The organism is Hydrogenophaga sp. IBVHS2 (assembly GCF_002127215.1).
In the GTDB taxonomy this organism is placed as follows: Bacteria; Pseudomonadota; Gammaproteobacteria; order Burkholderiales; family Burkholderiaceae_C; genus Hydrogenophaga.
Genome location: NZ_NFUT01000002.1, coordinates 874,498 through 892,453, shown reverse-complemented (window position 1 = coordinate 892,453; position 17,956 = coordinate 874,498). Strand labels below are relative to the sequence as shown.

The following is a 17,956-nucleotide window of genomic DNA, read 5'->3' as shown; positions in this document are numbered from 1 at the left end:
TGTTTTCCTTGTCCGATCGATGTTATTTCATTCTTCCATCCGCAAAGAGCTGGCCCGCAGCTTCGGCGCGACCCTGGTGGTGCTGTTCACCATCGTGCTGACGATGCTGCTGATACGCACGCTGGGCGCGGCTTCGCAGGGCAGCGTCAATCCGGAGGAGGTGATGCTGGTGCTGGGCTACACCGTCATCGGACGGGCTCCCACCATCCTCACCCTGGCGCTGTTCATTGCGGTGGTGTTCACCCTCTCGCGCATGTACCGCGACAGCGAGATGATCATCTGGTTCAGCAGCGGGCGCTCCCTGGGGGGTTTTCTGGGGCCGGTGCTGCGCTTCGCCTGGCCGGTGCTGCTGACCATCACGGTGATGGTGTTCTTCGTATGGCCCTGGGCCAACCAGCAGACCGATGAGCTGCGAGCCCGGTTCGAGCAGCGCGGAGACCTCGAGCGGATCGCGCCAGGCCAGTTCCAGGAGTCGTCCAACGGCCGGCGGGTGTTCTTCATCGACAAGGACACCGCCGCCGGCACCGAGGGCCGCAACGTGTTCATCGCCAGCACCGAGAAGGACGGCAGCGAATCGGTCACTTCTGCGCGGTCCGGACGGATCGAGGTGATGCAGGACCGGCAGTACCTGGTGCTGAACAACGGGCAGCGTCTGGAAACATCGCCCCAGGCGGCCCTGAAGGTCAGCGAGTTCGAGGAATATGGCACCCAGGTGGGCAATGCCGCGCCGGGGCAGCGCGCGGTGCAACCGCTCAAGGCACGAAGCACCTGGCAGCTCGTCACCGAACCCGATCGCCTCAACCTGTCGGAGCTGGGCTGGCGGATCGGCATGGCGATCACCGCCTTCAACTTCGTGCTCATCGGCCTGGCCACCACCGTGGGCAACCCCAGGGCCGGCCGCGGAGGCAACCTGTTCTTCACCCTGTTCACCTTCGTCTTCTATTACAACCTGCTCAACATCGGCCAGAGCTGGGTGGCGCAAGGGGTCATAGGGCTGCTGCCGTTCATGCTGGGGCTGCACGGGGGGGTGATGGTCCTGTCGCTGGCGTGGCTCTACAAGCGCCACCACAACATCAGCCTTCGCAGCTGGCTCGGCGGGTTGAGGAGCACCGCGCCATGAAGACCTTGCGACGCCTGATCTATGGCGAGGTGCTGCGGGCCGTGGCCTTCGTGCTCGTGGCCTTTCTGGCGCTGTTCTCGTTCTTCGACCTGGTCGACGAGCTGCCCGCCATCGGGCGGGCCTCGCCGCTGGATGCCTCGCTGGTGTACGGCCTGCCGCACGCGCTGGGCTACGTGGGCCTGCTCATGCCCAGCCGGATCTACGAACTCATGCCCATGGCGGTGCTGATCGGCACGGTGTTCGTGCTGGCCCGCATGGCACAGCAGTCGGAATACACCATCCTGCGCACCAGCGGCCTGGGCCCCTGGAAGGCGCTTCGCACGCTGCTCGGCCTGGGCGCTGTGTTCGTGGCCTTCACCTTCGTCATGGGGGACTATTTGGCCCCGCTGGCCGACCGCGCAGGCCAGCTGCTCAAGGCCCGCTACCAGGGCAACATCAGCGTGGGCCAGACCGGCGCCTGGCTCAAGGAGCGTCAGCCCTACAGCAACTTCTCGGTCAACGTGGGCTCCATGTCGGCGCAGGGCGAGCTGCGCAACATCCGCATCTTCGAGTTCAACAACCAGGGCTTCCTGGTTTCCACGGCGCACGCCCGTTCCGGCCAGATCGAGGGCGACGAGAGCTGGACGCTGCGTGAGGTGGAGCGCCGCGAGTTCGATGCGGCTGGCGCGGCTTCGTCGAAGGTGACGCGCAGTGCCCTCGAGACGTTCCGCTGGCCCAGCAGCCTGAACACCGAGATGGTCTCGGTGGCCCTGCTCAAGCCCGAGCGCATGCGCACCGCCGACCTGTTCGCCTACATCCGCCATCTGGAGGCCAACGGCCAGACCGCCCAGCGCTACGAGATCGAGTTCTGGCGCAAGGTGTTCTACCCGATGTCGTGCCTGGTGATGGTGGTGCTGGCCCTGCCTTTCGCCTACCTCCATTTCCGCTCCGGCAGCATCACGACCTATGTGTTCGGCGGCGTGATGATCGGCATCAGCTTCTTCCTGCTCAACAACGTGTTCGGCTACATCGGCAACCTCAACCAGTGGCGACCCTGGCTGGCGGCCCTGTCGCCGGCCCTCATCTATTCGCTGGTCTCGCTCGGAGCGTTCGGCTGGCTGGTCCTTCGGAGGTAGTGCCATGCTCGGTGTGATCGTCTTTGCCCACGGCTCGCGAGACCCTCTGTGGCGCCGGCCGGTGGAGTCGGTGGCGCAGCAGATCGCAGGGCGCGACCCGTCGGCGGCCGTGGCCTGTGCCTACCTGGAGCTGTGCGAGCCCGACCTGCCGTCGGCAGCGGCCCGGCTGGTTGCTCAGGGGGCCACCGATGTCCGGGTGCTGCCCCTGTTCTTCGGCATGGGCAAACATGCCCGCGAGGACCTGCCGGTGCTCATGGCCGAGCTGCAGCAGGCCCACCCGGGCGTCAGCTTCCGCCAGCTGCCCACGGCCGGCGAGGATCCGCGCCTGACCGCCCTGCTGGCCCAGCTGGCGCTGGAGGGCGCGGCATGAACCTGCACCAGTTCCGTTTCGTGCAGGAAGCGGTCCGCCGCAACCTCAACCTGACCGAGGCCGCCAAGGCGCTGCACACCTCGCAGCCCGGCGTGTCCAAGGCCATCATCGAGCTCGAAGACGAGCTCGGCATCGAGATCTTTGCCCGGCACGGCAAGCGGATCAAACGGGTCACCGAGCCCGGCACGCAGGTGCTCAAGAGCATCGACATCATCCTGCGCGAGGTGAACAACCTCAAGCGCATCGGCGAGCAGTACTCGGCGCAGGACAGCGGCACGCTGTCGATTGCCACCACCCACACCCAGGCCCGCTACGTGCTGCCGGGACCGGTGGCGGCGCTGCGCCAGTCCTACCCCAAGGTCGGCATCAGCCTGCACCAGGGCTCGCCCGACCAGGTGGCCCGCATGCTGATCGAGGAAGTGGCCGAGATCGGCATGGCCACCGAGTCCCTGGTGAACTACCCCGAACTGGTCACCCTGCCCTGCTACGAATGGCAGCACGTGCTGGTGCTGCCGTTCGACCATCCGCTGGTGGAGCGCGAACGCATCAGCCTGGAGGATCTGGCCACGCTGCCCCTGATCACCTACCACCCCAGCTTCACCGGCCGCACGCGCATCGACCAGGCGTTCGCGCTGCGCCACCTGCAGCCCAACGTGGTGCTGGAGGCCATCGACTCGGACGTGATCAAGACCTACGTGAAGCTGGGCATGGGCGTGGGCATCGTGGCCGAGATGGCCATGCAGGGCGAAAACCTCACACCCGGCCTGGTGGCACGGCCCGCCGGCCAGCTGTTCGGCCACAACCTGGCGCGGGTGGCCTTCAAGCGGGGCACCTACCTGCGCCACTTCGTGCTGCGCTTTGCCGAACTGCTCAGCGACCGCCTGAGCCGCGACACCATCAGCCGTGCCATGAACGGTACGCCCGACGACTACGAACTCTGACATGACCACGCTCGCCGCCACCGCACCGGTCACGCCGGCCCTGCAGTCCCGCCTGCCGCAGGTGGGCACCACCATCTTCACCGTGATGTCGGCACTGGCTGCCCGACATGGGGCGGTGAACCTCGGACAGGGTTTTCCGGACTTCGACTGCGACCCGGCCCTGCCCGCGGCGGTGGCCACCGCCATGGCCCAAGGGCACAACCAGTACCCGCCCATGGCCGGCGTGCCGGCCCTGCGGCAGGCGCTGGCCGCCAAGATGCAGGCGCTCTACGGGTTGACGGTCAACCCCGACACCGAGGTCACCGTCACCGCCGGGGCCACCCAGGCCATCCTGACCGCCATCCTGGCGGTGGTGCACCCGGGCGACGAGGTCATCGTGCTCGAGCCCTGCTACGACAGCTATGTGCCCAACATCGAGCTGGCCGGCGGCCAGGTCGTGCGGGTGCCGCTGACACCGGGCACCTTCCGGCCGGACTTTGCTGCCATCGCTGCGGCCATCACGCCGAGGACCCGCGCCCTGCTCGTCAACAGCCCGCACAACCCCAGCGGCATGTGCTGGACCGCCGCCGAGATGCAGCAGCTCGACGCCCTGCTGGCCTCCACCGACGTGCTGCTGATCAGCGACGAGGTGTACGAGCACATGGTGTTCGACGGACAGCGGCACGAGAGCGCAGCGCGCTACCCGGGCCTGGCGGCGCGCGCCTTCATCGTCAGCAGCTTCGGCAAGACCTACCACGTGACCGGCTGGAAGGTGGGCACGGTGGTGGCACCGGCAGCGCTCACGGCCGAGTTCCGCAAGGTGCACCAGTTCAATGTGTTCACCGTGAACACGCCGGTGCAGCATGCCCTGGCCGCCTACATGGCCGACCCGGCGCCCTACCTGAACCTGCCGGCGTTTTACGGCGCCAAGCGCGACCGTTTCCGCGCCGGCCTGGGCGGTACGCGCTTTCGCATGCTGCCCGGCGAAGGCACCTATTTCCAGTGCGTCGGCATCGAGGATCTGGCGGTGCCCGAGCGCGATCTGGCCGACGGCGCCTTCTGCGAATGGCTGACCACCGAGGTGGGCGTGGCGGCCATTCCGCTGTCGGCGTTCTACGGCAACGGCTTTGACCAGCGCGTCATCCGCTTCTGCTTCGCCAAGCGCGACGACACGCTGGACGAGGCACTCAGACGCCTGGCGCGTCTCTGATCAGCAGCGCACCGGGTTGCGGCAGAACTGCTCCAGCTCGCGCACCATGGATCGGTCGGCCACGGTGCGGCGCACGCCCGAGCCCATCTCCATGCTGAGCTTCATCTCGTACTTGCGGAAGAAGTCGTCGAACAGCTCGCCGCCCAGAGTGCCGGTGGCGGTGAGCTGATCGGTCCTGGGGTCGTGCTCCAGCAGGATGGCGCACAAAGGTTGCTCGGCCGGCCCGGCCAGCACCTGTGCACCGCGCGCCGGGTCGTACTGACTGTGGTCGGCACAGCAGTGGATCAGGTCGTTGCCCTTGCTGGGCGTCTGCGGGTTGGCCACGCCGCCTTTGCGGAAGCTGATGAAGCTCAGCTCGCGCGTGGGGTAGACCAGCTTGTGGGCGCAGATGGCCGAGAACGCCACCAGGCTGCGCCTGGGGCCCACGCCGCCCGGCCACTGGTAGGTCTGCTTGTCGCGGGTGGTGAGCTGGACCGGCTGGGCTGCCTTGCCCAGGTCGAGCAGGAAGACCGGTGTGGCCTCGAACGGGTAATGGAACACGTAATTGACCTGCGCCTTCAGGCTCGAGGCCTTGATCGGGCGGCCGGTGTCGTCGGTCAGCAGCACCCGTCCGTACGACCGGGCCTGGGCCTGAGCGGCCCACGCCCCGGTGGCCAGCGTGGCGGCCAATGCGCCCGCGCCGATCGCACAACTCTCCACAAAATCCCTGCGGTCCATTCCGTTGTCTCCTGTCTGAACGCGCGGAGTTCACTCGATGGCTGCCGCGCTGTCAAACGGGCGGGAGTATGTCCCAGCGATGCAACAGGGCAAACCGCCCCCGGGACATGCGTCACGGACCAAGGCCGTCGCGACCAGCGGCTGCATCCATGGCCCGCCCTACGGCGTAGAGAATTCGTGCCGATACAGCATCTGCCCCCGCACGACGGGGTCAGCCTTCCTCCCTCACCCACAGATCCGATGAAGACCGCCCGTCACCAGCCCCTCCTGCCTTCCCGCCGTATCGCCCTGGCCTCAGCCCTCCTGCTGGGTGCGGCCGCCTGGCTGCCCGCCACCACCCGTGCTGCCACCCCGGCACCCGCCGACACCGTGGTCGAGGCGGTGCAGCTGCCCGCCTGGGTGGAACGCAACGGTGACCGCCGTGCGGCCGAGCCGGGACAGCGCCTGCGGGCCGGGGACGTGGCCGTCACCGCCAGCGGCTCACGCGCCGTGCTGCGCCTGTCCGACAACAGCCTGGTGAAACTGGGCGAGGCCACCGAACTGGCCCTGCAGGGCCTGGAGGCCGGCCGCAAGGACGGTCAGGACCAGATGGCGGGCAAGTTCCGGCTGATCACCGGCGTGTTCCGCTACGCCACCGACTACCGCAGCAAGGCGCTGGGCATCAAGCGCGACGTGAGCCTGCAGACCGCCACGGCCACCGTGGGCGTGCGCGGCACCGACTTCTGGGCCATGAGCGATGCCGAGCACGACGCGGTCTGCGTGTTTGAAGGTGCGGTGGCCGTGATGCGCGACGGTCGCGAGACCATCGCGCTGAACCAGCCCGGCGCGTTCTGGGTGGTATTCACCGGCCAGCCTGAAAAGCCGGCAGGCCAGGCCACGCCGGCCCAGCTGAACAAGTTCATCGGCCAGGGCGACCTCGAGCCGGGCCAGGGCGTGCTGGTCCAGGGCGGACAGTGGCGCACCGTGGTCGCCACCTTCCCCCGACTGGCGGAAGCCGAGGCCCTGCGCATGCGCCTGCAGAAGGCCGGTTACCCGGCCTCGGTGGCCAACACGGTGCGGGGCCACGAGGTGCGGGTGTTGCAGGTGGCCACCCGCCAGGATGCCGAGGCCCTGCTGCGCAAGCTGCAGGCCGACCCGTCGATGAGCGCAGCCCAGGGCCGGGTGGAAGGCGCCTGATCAGGCGTTGAGCTGGGCCCAGGCCTTGTCGATGCGCTTGAGGCTCACCGGCTGGGGCGTGCGCAGTTCCTGCGCGAAGAAGCTCACCCGCAACTCCTCCAGCAGCCAGCGCAGTTCCTGCAGCCGGGTGTCCTGCACGCCCTTGCGCTCGGCCACCAGCCGCCAGAAGCGCTGATCCTGCGGCCGCAGTTCGGCCAGCCGGGCGGCATCGCGGGCGGGGTCGGCCCTCAGCTTGTCCAGCCGCAGCTGCACGGCCTTGAGGTAACGCGGCAGGTGCTGCAGCTGGGATGCCGGGGTCTGCGCCAGGAACTGCCGGGGGATCAAACGCGCCAGCTGCTGCTGGATGTCGGTCGCCACGTCGGCCGGGGGCTTGCTGTCCTTGAGCTTGCGCTGGGCAGCGGCAAATTCGCTCAGGATGGCCCCCGCGCTGCGCGCCAGCTCGGCGGCAATCAGGTTGAGCCGGCCCCGGCCCTCCTCCACCCGACGGGTGAACGAGGCCTCGTCGGCCGGCAGCGGTTCGGCCAGAAAGGCCCGGTCCAGCGCCAGGTCGATCAACTGGCTGCGCAGTTCCTCCAGGGTGCCGCCGCCACTGTCCTTGCCGACCTGCATGTAGGCCGCTGCCATGGCCTGCAGGCCGGGAATGTTCTTCTCGAGGTACTTCAAGGCGTCGCGGATCTGCAGCGCAAACAGACGCCGCAGCCCGACCCGGTGGCGGGCCTGGGCCACATCCGGTTCGTCGAACACCTCGATGCGCACCGCATCGCCATCGTCCACCAGCGCGGGGAAGCCCACCAGGGTCTGCGCGCCCTGGCGGATCTCCATCAACTCCGGCAGTTCGCCGAAGTCCCACCGGGTGTGGCGCTGGCTGGCGTCGACCTTAGGCGCCGCAGGCGTCGGCGCAGCCACCCGGCGTGCCGCGCCACTGTCGGGCGCCGGCGCCGCGGGGGCCGGGCTGGCGGGCCTGGCCACCTTCAGCGCGGCCAGGGCCTGGAAGGCACCCCGCGCCTGCGCCCCCAGCTCGGCCTTCAGCGCCGCCAGACTGCGGCCCTGGCCGAGCTGCCGGCCGTGTTCGTCCACCACCCGCAGGTGCATGAAGTGGTGCGGCGGCAGCATGTCGGGCTTGATGTCGGCCCGCTGGATGTCGAGCTGGGTGGCGGCCCGCACCTTTTTGAGCAGGGCGTCCATGAGGTTGCCGCTGCCGAACACCTCGGGCTCGCAGAGTTCCGCCGCAAAACGCTCGGCGGTGGCCGGCAGCGGCACCAGGCGCGAGCGCGGGCGCTGGTGCAGGGTCTTGAGCAGGGCCAGCACCTTGTCCTTGAGCATGCCGGGCACCAGCCAGTCGCAACGGTCTTCGCTGGCCTGGTTCAGGGCAAACAGCGGCAAGGCCACCGACAGGCCGTCGCGCGCATCGCCGGGCTCGTGCAGGTAGCTGCAGGCGCAGTCCACCCCGCCCAGGCGGAGGGTGCGGGGGAAGGCCTGGGCCGTGATGCCGGCGGCCTCGTGCCGCATCAGGGCCTCACGGGTGAGGTACAGCAGCTTCGGGTTCTCGCGCACCGCCTGGCCATACCAGCGCTCCAGGCTGGCGCCGTTGCAGACATCGGCCGGGATCTGGCCGTCGTACCAGGCAAACACCACCTCGTCGTCCACCAGCACGTCCTGCCGGCGCGACTTGTGCTCCAGCTCGGCCACCTGCCGCACCAGTTTCTGGTTGGCCGCCAGAAAGGCCAGGCGGGTCTCCCAATCGCCTTGCACCAGGGCCTCGCGGATGAAGATCTCGCGCGCACCGGCCGGGTCCACCCGGCTGTAGTCCACCCGCCGCTGGCTGTAGACCACCAGGCCGTACAGCGTGGCGCGCTCCAGCGCCGAGACGCGTGCGGCCTTCTTTTCCCAGTGCGGGTCCAGCATCTGCTTCTTCAGCAGGTGCGCACCCACCTGCTCCAGCCACTGCGGCTCGATCGCGGCAATGCCCCGGCCGAACAGCCGCGTGGTTTCCACCAGCTCGGCGCACACGATCCAGCGGCCCGGCTTCTTGCTCAGGTTGGCGCCGGGGTGCCGGTGGAACTTGATGCCGCGCGCGCCGAGGTACCAGTCCTCCGCATCGTTCTTGCAGCCGATGTTGCCCAGCAGTCCCGACAGCATGGACAGGTGCAGCGGCTCGTAGCCCGCCGGCGTGCTGTTGATGGGCCAGCGCTGTTCGGTGACCACGGTCAGTAGCTGGCTGTGGGTGTCGCGCCACTCGCGCACCCGCCGCGGGTTGATGAAATGCTCGCGCAGCAGGTTCTCGTACTGGCGGTGGCTCAGCTTGTGGTCGGTGCCGTGGCCGCCCCGGCTGTCCTCCAGCCATTTCCACAGGCGCAGCGTGCCGCTGAACTCGCTCTTTTCGTCGTCGAAGCGGGCATGGGCCTGGTCGGCCTGGGCCTGCTTGTCCAGCGGGCGGTCGCGCACGTCCTGCACGCTGAGCGCGGCGGCGATCACCAGCACCTCGGCCAGGGCGCCCCGGTCGCGCGCCTCCAGGATCATGCGGCCCACGCGCGGGTCCAGTGGCAGCCGGGCCAGCGCCAGGCCGGTGGGGGTGAGCTCGTTGGCGTCGTCCACCGCGCCGAGCTCGGCCAGCAGCTGGTAGCCGTCGGCGATGGCGCGGCGCTGCGGCGCATCGACGAAGGCGAAGTCCTCCACCGCACCCAGGTGCAGCGACTTCATGCGCAGGATCACACCGGCCAGCGAGCTGCGCAGGATCTCGGGGTCGGTGAAGCGCGGGCGGGCGTTGAAGTCGGACTCGTCGTACAGGCGGATGCAGATGCCGTCGGCCACCCGACCGCAACGGCCGGCGCGCTGGTTGGCGGCGGCCTGGCTGATGGGCTCGACCATCAGCTGCTCCACCTTCTGCCGGAAGCTGTAGCGCTTGACCCGCGCGGTACCCGCGTCGATGACGTAGCGGATGCCGGGCACGGTGAGCGAGGTTTCGGCCACGTTGGTGGCCAGCACGATGCGGCGCTGACCGTGTGGCTGGAAGATGCGGTCCTGCTCGGCCTGCGACAGTCGGGCAAACAGCGGCAGCACCTCGGCATTGCGCAGCACCGGCTGGTGCGCCAGGTGCTTGCGCAGGTGGTCGGCGGCCTCACGGATCTCGCGCTCGCCCGGCAGGAACACCAGGATGTCGCCACCCGCACCACCCCGCCACAGCTCGTCCACGCCGTCGGCAATGGCGTTGTTCAGGTCGTATTCGCGGCTTTCCTCGAACGGCCGCCAGCGCACCTCCACCGGATAGGTGCGACCCGACACCATGAGCACCGGCGCATTGCCCCGGGCCGACGAAAAGTACTCGGCGAAGCGGTCGGCGTCGATGGTGGCCGAGGTGACGATCACCTTCAGGTCCGGCCGGCGCGGCAGCAGCTGGCGCAGGTAGCCCAGCAGGAAGTCGATGTTGAGGCTGCGCTCGTGGGCCTCGTCGATGATGATCGTGTCGTAGGCGCGCAGGTCCGGGTCGGTCTGGGTCTCGGCCAGCAGGATGCCGTCGGTCATCAGCTTGACCGACGCGTCCCTGGACAACCGGTCCTGGAAGCGCACCTTGTAGCCCACCACCTCGCCCAGCGGGGTCCTGAGTTCCTCCGCGATGCGCTTGGCCACGCTGGAGGCCGCAATGCGCCGCGGCTGCGTGTGACCGATGAGCTGGCCGCGCTGGCCCGGCCTGGCGTTCAGGCGCCCGCGCCCCATGGCCAGGGCGATCTTGGGCAGCTGGGTGGTCTTGCCCGAGCCGGTCTCGCCACACACGATGACCACCTGGTGGTCACGGATGGCGGCCTCGATCTCGTGCCGGCGTGCGGACACCGGCAGGGCTTCGGGGAACTCGAGGTGCAGGGCGGGGGCGGTCAAGCGGGAACTTCGGTCAAAATCGGGCAACCCGACATTATCCCGCCGCCCTCACCCGCCGATGTCCAACGTCTTCAATTTCACCTTCGTGCCGTGGTTCCGCTCGGTGGCGCCCTACATCCACAAGCACCGCAGCAACACGCTGGTGGTCGGCATCGCCGGTGAAGCCATTGCAGCGGGCAAGCTGCAGAACATCGCGCAGGACCTGGCCCTGATCCAGAGCATGGGCGTGAAGATCGTGCTGGTGCACGGCTTCCGGCCGCAGGTCAACGAGCAGTTGCGCCTCAAGGGCCACGAGGCCCGTTATTCCCACGGCATGCGCATCACCGACTCGGTGGCGCTGGACTGCGCCCAGGAGGCCGCCGGCCAGCTGCGCTACGAGATCGAGGCCGCCTTCAGCCAGGGCCTGCCCAACACCCCCATGGCCGGCGCCACGGTGCGGGTGATCTCGGGCAACTTCATCACCGCGCGCCCGGTGGGCCTGATCGACGGGGTGGACTTCATGCACTCCGGTCTGGTGCGCAAGGTCGACACCGACGGCATCCAGCGCACGCTCGACATGGGCGCCCTGGTGCTGCTCTCACCCTTCGGCTTCTCGCCCACCGGCGAGGCCTTCAACCTGACCATGGAAGACGTGGCCACCTCGGTGGCCGTGGCCCTGCAGGCCGACAAGCTGATGTTCCTGACCGAAGTGCCCGGCGTGCGGGTGGATGCCAACGACCCGGACAGCGACATCGACACCGAGCTGCCGCTGGCCGATGCCCGCCGCATGCTGGAGAGCCTGCCCAAGGCCGACAAGCCCACCGACACCGCCTTCTACCTGCAGCACTGCATCCGCGCCTGCGAAGGCGGCGTGGACCGCAGCCACATCCTGCCCTTCTCGGTGGACGGTGCGCTGCTGCTGGAGATCTACACCCACGACGGCATCGGCACCATGGTGGTGGACGAAAAGCTGGAGAGCGTGCGCGAGGCCACCATCGACGATGTCAGCGGCATCGTGGCGCTGATCGAGCCCTACGAGAACGACGGCACCCTGGTCAAGCGCGACCGCACCGAGATCGAACGCGACGCGGCCAACTACACCATCATCGAGCACGACGGGGTGATCTTCGGCTGCGCGGCGCTCTACCCCTACCCGGAAGAACGCACCGGCGAAATGGCGGCGCTCACCGTCTCGACCCAGGCCCAGAGCCAGGGCGACGGCGAACGGCTGCTCAAGCGCATCGAAGCACGCGCCAAGGCCCAGGGTCTGCAGAGCATCTTCGTGCTCACCACCCGCACCATGCACTGGTTCCTCAAGCGCGGCTTCGTGCAGGTCAATGCCGACTGGCTGCCCGAGGCGCGCAAGCGCAAGTACAACTGGGACCGGCGCAGCCAGGTGCTGGTCAAGAAGCTGGGCTGATCAGCCCCCGCACGTCAGCCGCGCGGCCGTTTCACCCACAGCAGTGCGGCGGTGAGCGTGAAGCCCACGAAGACCAGGAACGACCAGTTGGCAATCGACAGGCCCAGGAAGGTCCAGTCGATGACGGAGCAGTCGCCGCTGCCCCGGAAGATCATGGGCACGGCCCGCTTGAGCGGGAACGATTCGATCATTCCGTAGAAGTCGCGGCCGCAGGTCAGCACCTCGGGCGGGAACCACTGCAGCCAGCTCTGGCGCGCCGCCGTGAAGGCACCGAACACCGCGAACGCACCCGCCCCAAGCACCAGCCCGTTGCGCAGACCCGGTCGGGCCACGAAGGCCCCGACGCCGGCCAGCACGGCCACCAGGATCATGGCGTAGCGCTGCACGATGCACATGGGGCACGGCTCCAGGCCCACCACATGCTGCAGGTACAGACCGAAAGCCAGCATGGCCACGCAGGCCAGCGCCACCAGCCCCAGCACGCGCCGGGGCTGGTGGGACACGAGGTGAAGCAGCGCGGCCATCAGCTGACGAAGGCCCGCTCGATGACGAAGTCGCCCGGCGTGGTGGTGTTGCCTTCCTTGAAGCCGGACTTCTCGCACAGGGCCTTGAGGTCGCGCAGCATCTCCGGGCTGCCGCAGATCATCACGCGGTCCTCGGCCGGGTTGAGCAGCGGGATGCCCAGGTCCTTGGCGATGATGCCGTCGGCCAGCAGCTGCGGGATGCGGCCCTGGTGGACAAACGGCTCCCGGGTGACGGTGGGGTAGTACAGCAGCTTCTGCTGGACCATCTCGCCCAGGAACTCGTCCTTGGGCAGGTCATGGCTGAGCAGCTCGCGGTAGGCCAGCTCGTTGACCTGGCGCACCCCATGCACCACGATGACCTGCTCGAAGCGTTCGTAGGTTTCCGGGTCGCGCACGATGCTCAGGAACGGTGCCAGGCCGGTGCCGGTGCCCAGCAGATACAGGCGCTTGCCCGGCAGCAGGTAGTCGATCAGCAGGGTGCCGGTGGGCTTGCGCCCCACGATGATGGTGTCGCCCACCTGGATGTGCTGCAGGCGGGAGGTGAGCGGACCGTCCTGCACCTTGATGCTCAGGAACTCCAGGTGCTCGGCCCAGTTGGGGCTGACGATGCTGTAGGCCCGCAGCAGGGGCTTGCCGTCCACCTTCAGGCCGATCATGGTGAAGTGGCCATTGGAGAAGCGCAGCGAGGTGTCGCGGGTGGTGGTGAAGCTGAAGAGCCGGTCGGTCCAGTGGTGAACGCTCAGCACGCGCTCTTCCAGAAATGCACTCATGGGAAATCCTGTGGAGGGAAGCTCGTATTGTAAAAAACCGGCCCCGATCGGGCGCGGGGCGGCCCTGACGGCCTTGCGGACAGCAGGACCTTGCTACAGTGGCGGCCCGGCATGATGCCGCGTCCCGTCCATGACGGGAACGACGCATTTCTTCTGACCGATATAACTTCGGCTTCTAACGAAACCCTACGGACACACCATGGCACGCACTGTTCAATGCATCAAGCTCGGCAAGGAAGCCGAAGGCCTCGATTTCCCGCCCTACCCCGGCGAGCTGGGCAAGAAGATCTTCGAGAGCGTCAGCAAGGAGGCCTGGGCCGCCTGGCTCAAGCACCAGACCATGCTGCTCAACGAGAACCGCCTGAACATGGCCGACGCCCGCGCCCGCCAGTACCTGGCCCGCCAGATGGAGAAGCATTTCTTCGGTGAAGGCGCCGACGCTGCGGCCGGCTACGTGCCGCCGCCGGCCGCCTGACCACACCACCGTGACCGATCCGCAGCGCCACGCCACGGTGGTCGGCGCAGGGCTGGCCGGCGCCGCTCTGGCCCATGCCCTGGTGGTGCGCGGCTGGCGGGTCGACCTGCTGGATGCCGCCGATGGCCCGGCCCGCGGTGCCAGCGCCCTGCCGGTGGGCATGCTCAGCCCCCATGTCACCCGGGCCCCCACGCCGCTGTCACGCCTCACCGCGCTGGGCGTTGCCGCCACCCGGGCCGAACTGGAATCATGGGTGCCGACGGGTGCCGGCTGGCAGCCCTGTCAGGTGCACAACCACGGGCATGACCGGGGCGTCTGGCCCGCGGCCCTGGTGCGCCCCGGGGCGCTGGTGCAGGCCTGGCTGACCGCCGCCCAGGCCACCGGCCGGCTGACCACCCGCTGGAACGCACCGGTGGCCCGGCTGGCCCGACCCGACGGTTCGCCGGCCTGGCAGGTGCAGGACGCCACAGGCCGGCCATGGGCAACGTCCCCGGTGGTGGCTGTCACCGGTGCCATCGGCAGCCTGTCCCTGCTGACCGGTGCCGGCATCACCGCCGACTGGCTGCCGCTGCGACCGGTGCAGGGCCAGATGAGCCTGGGTGCGCTCGCCGGCCCGCCACTGGCCGAGGGGCCTCAGCGGGACAACGGTGTCTTCGTGCCCGAATACCGCGACGCCGGACTGCCGCCGGCCTGGCCTGAGCGGATATGGTCCATGGGCTCGACCTACGAACGCGGCACCACCCACACCGACGTCCGGGCCGAGGCCCACCGGCGCAACCTGGACAGCCTGCGGGCGCTGCACCCGGCCGGTGCCGAGGCCTTTGAAAGGTCCATGGCCATGGGCCAGCTGCTGGGCTGGGCCCAGGTGCGATGCGCTTCGCTGGACCGGCTGCCCCTGTGCGGCGCCCTGCCCGACCCCGCCGCGCTTCAGGCCGAGCGCGCCCGTGCGGAACGCCGCCGCTGGCGACCGGGTGCGGCGGACACACCGCGCCTGCCGGGCCTGTTCACGCTGTGTGCCCTGGGCTCCCGGGGCCTGACCTTGTCCGCCTGGTGCGCCCAGCGTCTGGCCGAGCAGATGGATGGCGCCGCCGTGCAGGCCGACGCCGACCTGTGGACTGCCATCGACCCCGCCCGGTTCGCCTGGCGGCAGACGCGCCGCGCCGCCTGAGTCTTTATTCTTGGGCGGAATACCCGCATGAATAAAAAATCGTTTGGCATATAAAGAGCCGCGCCTACAGTGCCGGCCATGCCCGAATACGCCATCGTCCTTGCCGGTTTTGCCGTCGGCCTCATCGTCGGCCTGACCGGGGTCGGTGGCGGCTCGCTCATGACGCCGATCCTGATCTTCTTCTTCGGCGTCAAACCCTACCTGGCCATCGGCACCGATCTGCTGTTCGCAGCCTTCACCAAGCTGGGCGGCACGCTCAGCCTGGCCCGGCAGCGCCTGGTGCCGTGGCGGGTGGTGGGACAGCTGTGCCTGGGCAGCATCCCGGCCGCCCTGGCCACCCTGTATGCCCTGCACCGGCTGGGTCCGGCATCGCCGCAGGCCCAGTCGCTGATGACCAGCACCCTGGGCGTGGCCCTGCTGCTGACCGCTGCGGCCATGCTCTACAAGGCTGCGCGCGGCCGGCAGGTGCCGCGCACCGTGCACGACGCCGACCTGGAGCGCGCCACCCGCGCCCGCCACCCGGCCCTGCCGGTGCTGTTCGGTGCGGTGATCGGCTGTCTGGTGACGCTCACCTCGGTGGGTGCGGGCGCCATCGGGGTCTCGGTGCTGCTGATCCTCTTCCCGCTGCTGCCGCTGCCCCGCATCGTGGCGGCCGACATCGCCTACGCCGTGCCGCTGACACTGCTGGCCGGTCTGGGCCACGCCACGCTGGGTTCGGTGAACTGGTCGCTGCTGGGCCTGTTGCTGACCGGCTCGCTGCCCGGCATCTGGCTGGGCACCCGGCTGATGCGCCACACCCCCGAGCGGCTGGTGCGCTCGCTGCTGTCGCTGCTGCTGGCCTATGCCGGCGTCAAGCTGATCGCCTTCTGAACTCCGATCCCGTTTTCTGTTTCTGCATCTGCCCCTGCCATGTACCAATACAACGACTTTGACCGGGCCTTCCTGCAGGGCCGAGCCGCCCAGTTCCGCGACCAGCTCCAGCGCTGGCAGGCCGGCACCCTGGCCGACGAAGCCTTCAAGCCGCTGCGCCTGCAGAACGGCTGGTATGTGCAGCGCTTTGCGCCCATGCTGCGGGTAGCCGTGCCCTATGGCGAGATCAACAGCCACCAGCTGCGGGTGCTGGCAACCGTGGCGCGCGACTACGACCACAAGGACGACCACGACACCTCCCAGGCCAACGCCGGTCTGAGCCAGGTGCCCACGCTGCCCGACCGCACGGCCCACTTCACCACCCGGCAGAATGTGCAGTTCAACTGGATCCCGCTGGCCCGTGCCGCCGACGTGATGGATCTGCTGGCCAGCGCCAACCTGCATGGCATCCAGACCAGCGGCAACTGCATCCGCAACATCACCACCGACGCCCTGGCCGGCGTGGCGGTGGACGAGGTGGCCGATCCGCGCCCGTTCGCCGAGATCCTGCGCCAGTGGAGCACCCTGCACCCCGAATTCGCCTTCCTGCCGCGCAAGTTCAAGGTGGCCATCACCGGCGCCCGCGAAGACCGTGCCGCCACCCCCTGGCACGACGTGGGCCTGCGCCTGCTGCACAACGTCGATGGCGAGCTGGGCTTCCAGGTGCGCGTGGGCGGCGGCATGGGCCGCACGCCCATCATCGGCACTGTGGTGCGCGAGTTCCTGCCCTGGAACCAGATCCTCAACTACCTCGAGGCCGTGGTGCGCGCCTACAACCGCTTCGGCCGCCGCGACAACGCCTACAAGGCCCGCATCAAGATCCTGGTGAAGGCCGAAGGCCAGGCCTTCGTCGACCAGGTGGAGGCCGAGTACCGCGACATCCTCGAGATCGACGGCGCACCCCACACCATCACCCAGGCCGAGCTCGACCGCGTCAGCGCCTGCTTCGTGCCGCCCGACCTGTCCTGCGACCGCAAGACGGCCGATGCCAAGATCGCCCACATCCTCAAGGCCGCGGCCGAGGACGACATCGAGTTCAGCCGCTGGCTCACCCGCAACGTGCAGCCGCACCGCAACCCCGATCTGCGCGCCGTGACGCTGTCGTTCAAGCGCGTCGGCCAGGCCCCGGGCGATGCCACGGCCGAGCAGCTGGAGCGCGCCGCCGAGCTGGCCGAGCGCTTCTCGGCCGGTGAAGCCCGCGTCACCCACGACCAGAACCTGGTGCTGCCCTGGGTCCGCTGCGACGCCCTGCCCGAGCTCTGGCGAGAGGCCCGCCGCCTGGGACTGGCCCGCCCGAACATCGGCCTGCTGACCGACATGATCAGCTGCCCCGGCGGCGACTTCTGCGACCTGGCCAACGCCCGCTCGCTGCCGCTGGCACAGGCCCTGCTGGAGCGCTACCGCGATCTGGACGAGCTGCACGACCTGGGCGAGATCGACCTGCACATCAGCGGCTGCATCAACAGCTGCGGCCACCACCACAGCGGGCACATCGGCATCTTGGGCGTCGACAAGGACGGTCAGGAGTGGTACCAGATCACCCTGGGGGGCTCCGATGGCTCGAAGCTCTCGGGCACCGCGGTGCCCGGCAAGGTGATCGGCCCGTCGTTCGCCGCCAGCGAGGTGCCCGATGTGATCGAGGCCCTGCTCGACACCTACCGCCAGCAGCGCACCGACGGCGAAACCTTCGTGGCGACGCTGCGCCGCACCGGCCCCGATGCCTTCAAGGCCGCCGCCCACGCGGTGCGCACCGCCACCGCACGCACCGACACGGCCACCGCCTGAGCCCGAACCCGAACGAGCCCCGACATGACCATCGAACTCTTCAGCGCCGCCGACTTTGCGGCCCCGGAACCCGAAACCCGCCGGCTGGTGCTGGCCAACGACGCCGACCCGCGCGAGGCCGATCTGACCGGCATCGACGTGGTGGAACTGCAGTTCCCCCGGTTCGTCGACGGCCGCGCCTTCAGCCAGGCCTTCCTGTTGCGCCGGCGCCTCGGCTTTGCCGGCCAGATCCGCGCCACCGGCGACGTGCTGATCGACCAGCTGGTGCAGATGGCCCGCAGCGGCTTCACCCAGGCGGTGCTGCGCGCCGACCAGGACCTGGGCCACGGAAGCCGTCTGCTGACCCACTACCCGGCGTTCTACCAGGGCGATGCGGTGCAGCCCGCGCCGCTGTTCACCCGCAGCACCGCAGCGGCCTGAACCCG

General features: G+C 69.0%; 16 protein-coding genes. 12 read left to right on the top strand and 4 right to left on the bottom strand.

Annotated features, from left to right (window positions below; all coding sequences use genetic code 11):
- Positions 1 to 19: 19 nt before the first annotated feature.
- From lptF to CAP38_RS08905, 5 genes are read left to right on the top strand one after another with little or no spacing between them, the layout of a single operon-like run.
- Positions 20 to 1,120: an LPS export ABC transporter permease LptF gene (gene lptF / locus CAP38_RS08925; protein ID WP_086120974.1), complete on the top strand. Its 1,101-nt coding sequence runs from the start codon at positions 20 to 22 to the stop codon at positions 1,118 to 1,120.
- Positions 1,117 to 2,235 (top strand): LPS export ABC transporter permease LptG, encoded by a 1,119-nt coding sequence (lptG, locus tag CAP38_RS08920; protein WP_086120973.1) that lies wholly within the window; start codon positions 1,117 to 1,119, stop codon positions 2,233 to 2,235. The genes lptF and lptG overlap by 4 nt, the downstream gene beginning before the upstream one ends.
- 4 nt (positions 2,236 to 2,239) lie before the next feature.
- Positions 2,240 to 2,605, top strand: coding sequence for a sirohydrochlorin chelatase (locus tag CAP38_RS08915; RefSeq protein WP_086120972.1), 366 nt, complete (start codon positions 2,240 to 2,242; stop codon positions 2,603 to 2,605).
- Positions 2,602 to 3,546: a CysB family HTH-type transcriptional regulator gene (locus CAP38_RS08910; protein ID WP_086120971.1), complete on the top strand. Its 945-nt coding sequence runs from the start codon at positions 2,602 to 2,604 to the stop codon at positions 3,544 to 3,546. The genes CAP38_RS08915 and CAP38_RS08910 overlap by 4 nt, the downstream gene beginning before the upstream one ends.
- A gap of 1 nt (position 3,547) precedes the next feature.
- Positions 3,548 to 4,735, top strand: coding sequence for a pyridoxal phosphate-dependent aminotransferase (locus CAP38_RS08905; RefSeq protein WP_086120970.1), 1,188 nt, complete (start codon positions 3,548 to 3,550; stop codon positions 4,733 to 4,735).
- Here the strand turns inward: CAP38_RS08905 and CAP38_RS08900 are convergent, their stop codons facing one another.
- Complete coding sequence (locus CAP38_RS08900) at positions 4,736 to 5,452, bottom strand: (2Fe-2S)-binding protein (RefSeq protein ID WP_086120969.1); 717 nt, start codon at positions 5,450 to 5,452, stop codon at positions 4,736 to 4,738.
- Positions 5,453 to 5,692: 240 nt separating this feature from the next.
- Between CAP38_RS08900 and CAP38_RS08895 the strand changes: the two genes are divergently transcribed.
- Positions 5,693 to 6,628: a FecR domain-containing protein gene (locus tag CAP38_RS08895; protein WP_086120968.1), complete on the top strand. Its 936-nt coding sequence runs from the start codon at positions 5,693 to 5,695 to the stop codon at positions 6,626 to 6,628.
- On the opposite strand, the gene hrpA is transcribed toward CAP38_RS08895, so the two are convergent.
- Entirely contained in the window at positions 6,629 to 10,501 is a 3,873-nt protein-coding gene (gene hrpA, locus CAP38_RS08890) for an ATP-dependent RNA helicase HrpA (protein WP_086120967.1), read from the bottom strand.
- Between the two features lie 58 nt (positions 10,502 to 10,559).
- Between hrpA and argA the strand changes: the two genes are divergently transcribed.
- On the top strand, positions 10,560 to 11,900 hold the full coding sequence (gene argA / locus CAP38_RS08885; protein ID WP_086120966.1) for an amino-acid N-acetyltransferase: 1,341 nt from the start codon (positions 10,560 to 10,562) through the stop codon (positions 11,898 to 11,900).
- A 14-nt stretch (positions 11,901 to 11,914) separates the two neighbouring features.
- On the opposite strand, the gene CAP38_RS08880 is transcribed toward argA, so the two are convergent.
- Positions 11,915 to 12,424, bottom strand: coding sequence for a disulfide bond formation protein B (locus CAP38_RS08880; RefSeq protein WP_086120965.1), 510 nt, complete (start codon positions 12,422 to 12,424; stop codon positions 11,915 to 11,917).
- Entirely contained in the window at positions 12,424 to 13,194 is a 771-nt protein-coding gene (locus CAP38_RS08875; RefSeq protein WP_086120964.1) for a ferredoxin--NADP reductase, read from the bottom strand. The genes CAP38_RS08880 and CAP38_RS08875 overlap by 1 nt, the downstream gene beginning before the upstream one ends.
- 199 nt (positions 13,195 to 13,393) lie before the next feature.
- On the opposite strand from CAP38_RS08875, the gene CAP38_RS08870 reads away from it, so the two are divergent.
- The 5 genes from CAP38_RS08870 (at position 13,394) to CAP38_RS08850 (ending at position 17,951) form a co-directional block, all read left to right on the top strand.
- Positions 13,394 to 13,669: an oxidative damage protection protein gene (locus CAP38_RS08870; RefSeq protein ID WP_086120963.1), complete on the top strand. Its 276-nt coding sequence runs from the start codon at positions 13,394 to 13,396 to the stop codon at positions 13,667 to 13,669.
- A gap of 10 nt (positions 13,670 to 13,679) precedes the next feature.
- Positions 13,680 to 14,837, top strand: coding sequence for an FAD-dependent oxidoreductase (locus tag CAP38_RS08865; protein ID WP_143435794.1), 1,158 nt, complete (start codon positions 13,680 to 13,682; stop codon positions 14,835 to 14,837).
- Between the two features lie 78 nt (positions 14,838 to 14,915).
- Positions 14,916 to 15,707 (top strand): sulfite exporter TauE/SafE family protein, encoded by a 792-nt coding sequence (locus CAP38_RS08860; protein ID WP_086120961.1) that lies wholly within the window; start codon positions 14,916 to 14,918, stop codon positions 15,705 to 15,707.
- Between the two features lie 39 nt (positions 15,708 to 15,746).
- Positions 15,747 to 17,531: a nitrite/sulfite reductase gene (locus tag CAP38_RS08855; protein ID WP_086120960.1), complete on the top strand. Its 1,785-nt coding sequence runs from the start codon at positions 15,747 to 15,749 to the stop codon at positions 17,529 to 17,531.
- A gap of 24 nt (positions 17,532 to 17,555) precedes the next feature.
- Positions 17,556 to 17,951 (top strand): DUF934 domain-containing protein, encoded by a 396-nt coding sequence (locus tag CAP38_RS08850; RefSeq protein WP_179188505.1) that lies wholly within the window; start codon positions 17,556 to 17,558, stop codon positions 17,949 to 17,951.
- Positions 17,952 to 17,956 lie beyond the last annotated feature (5 nt).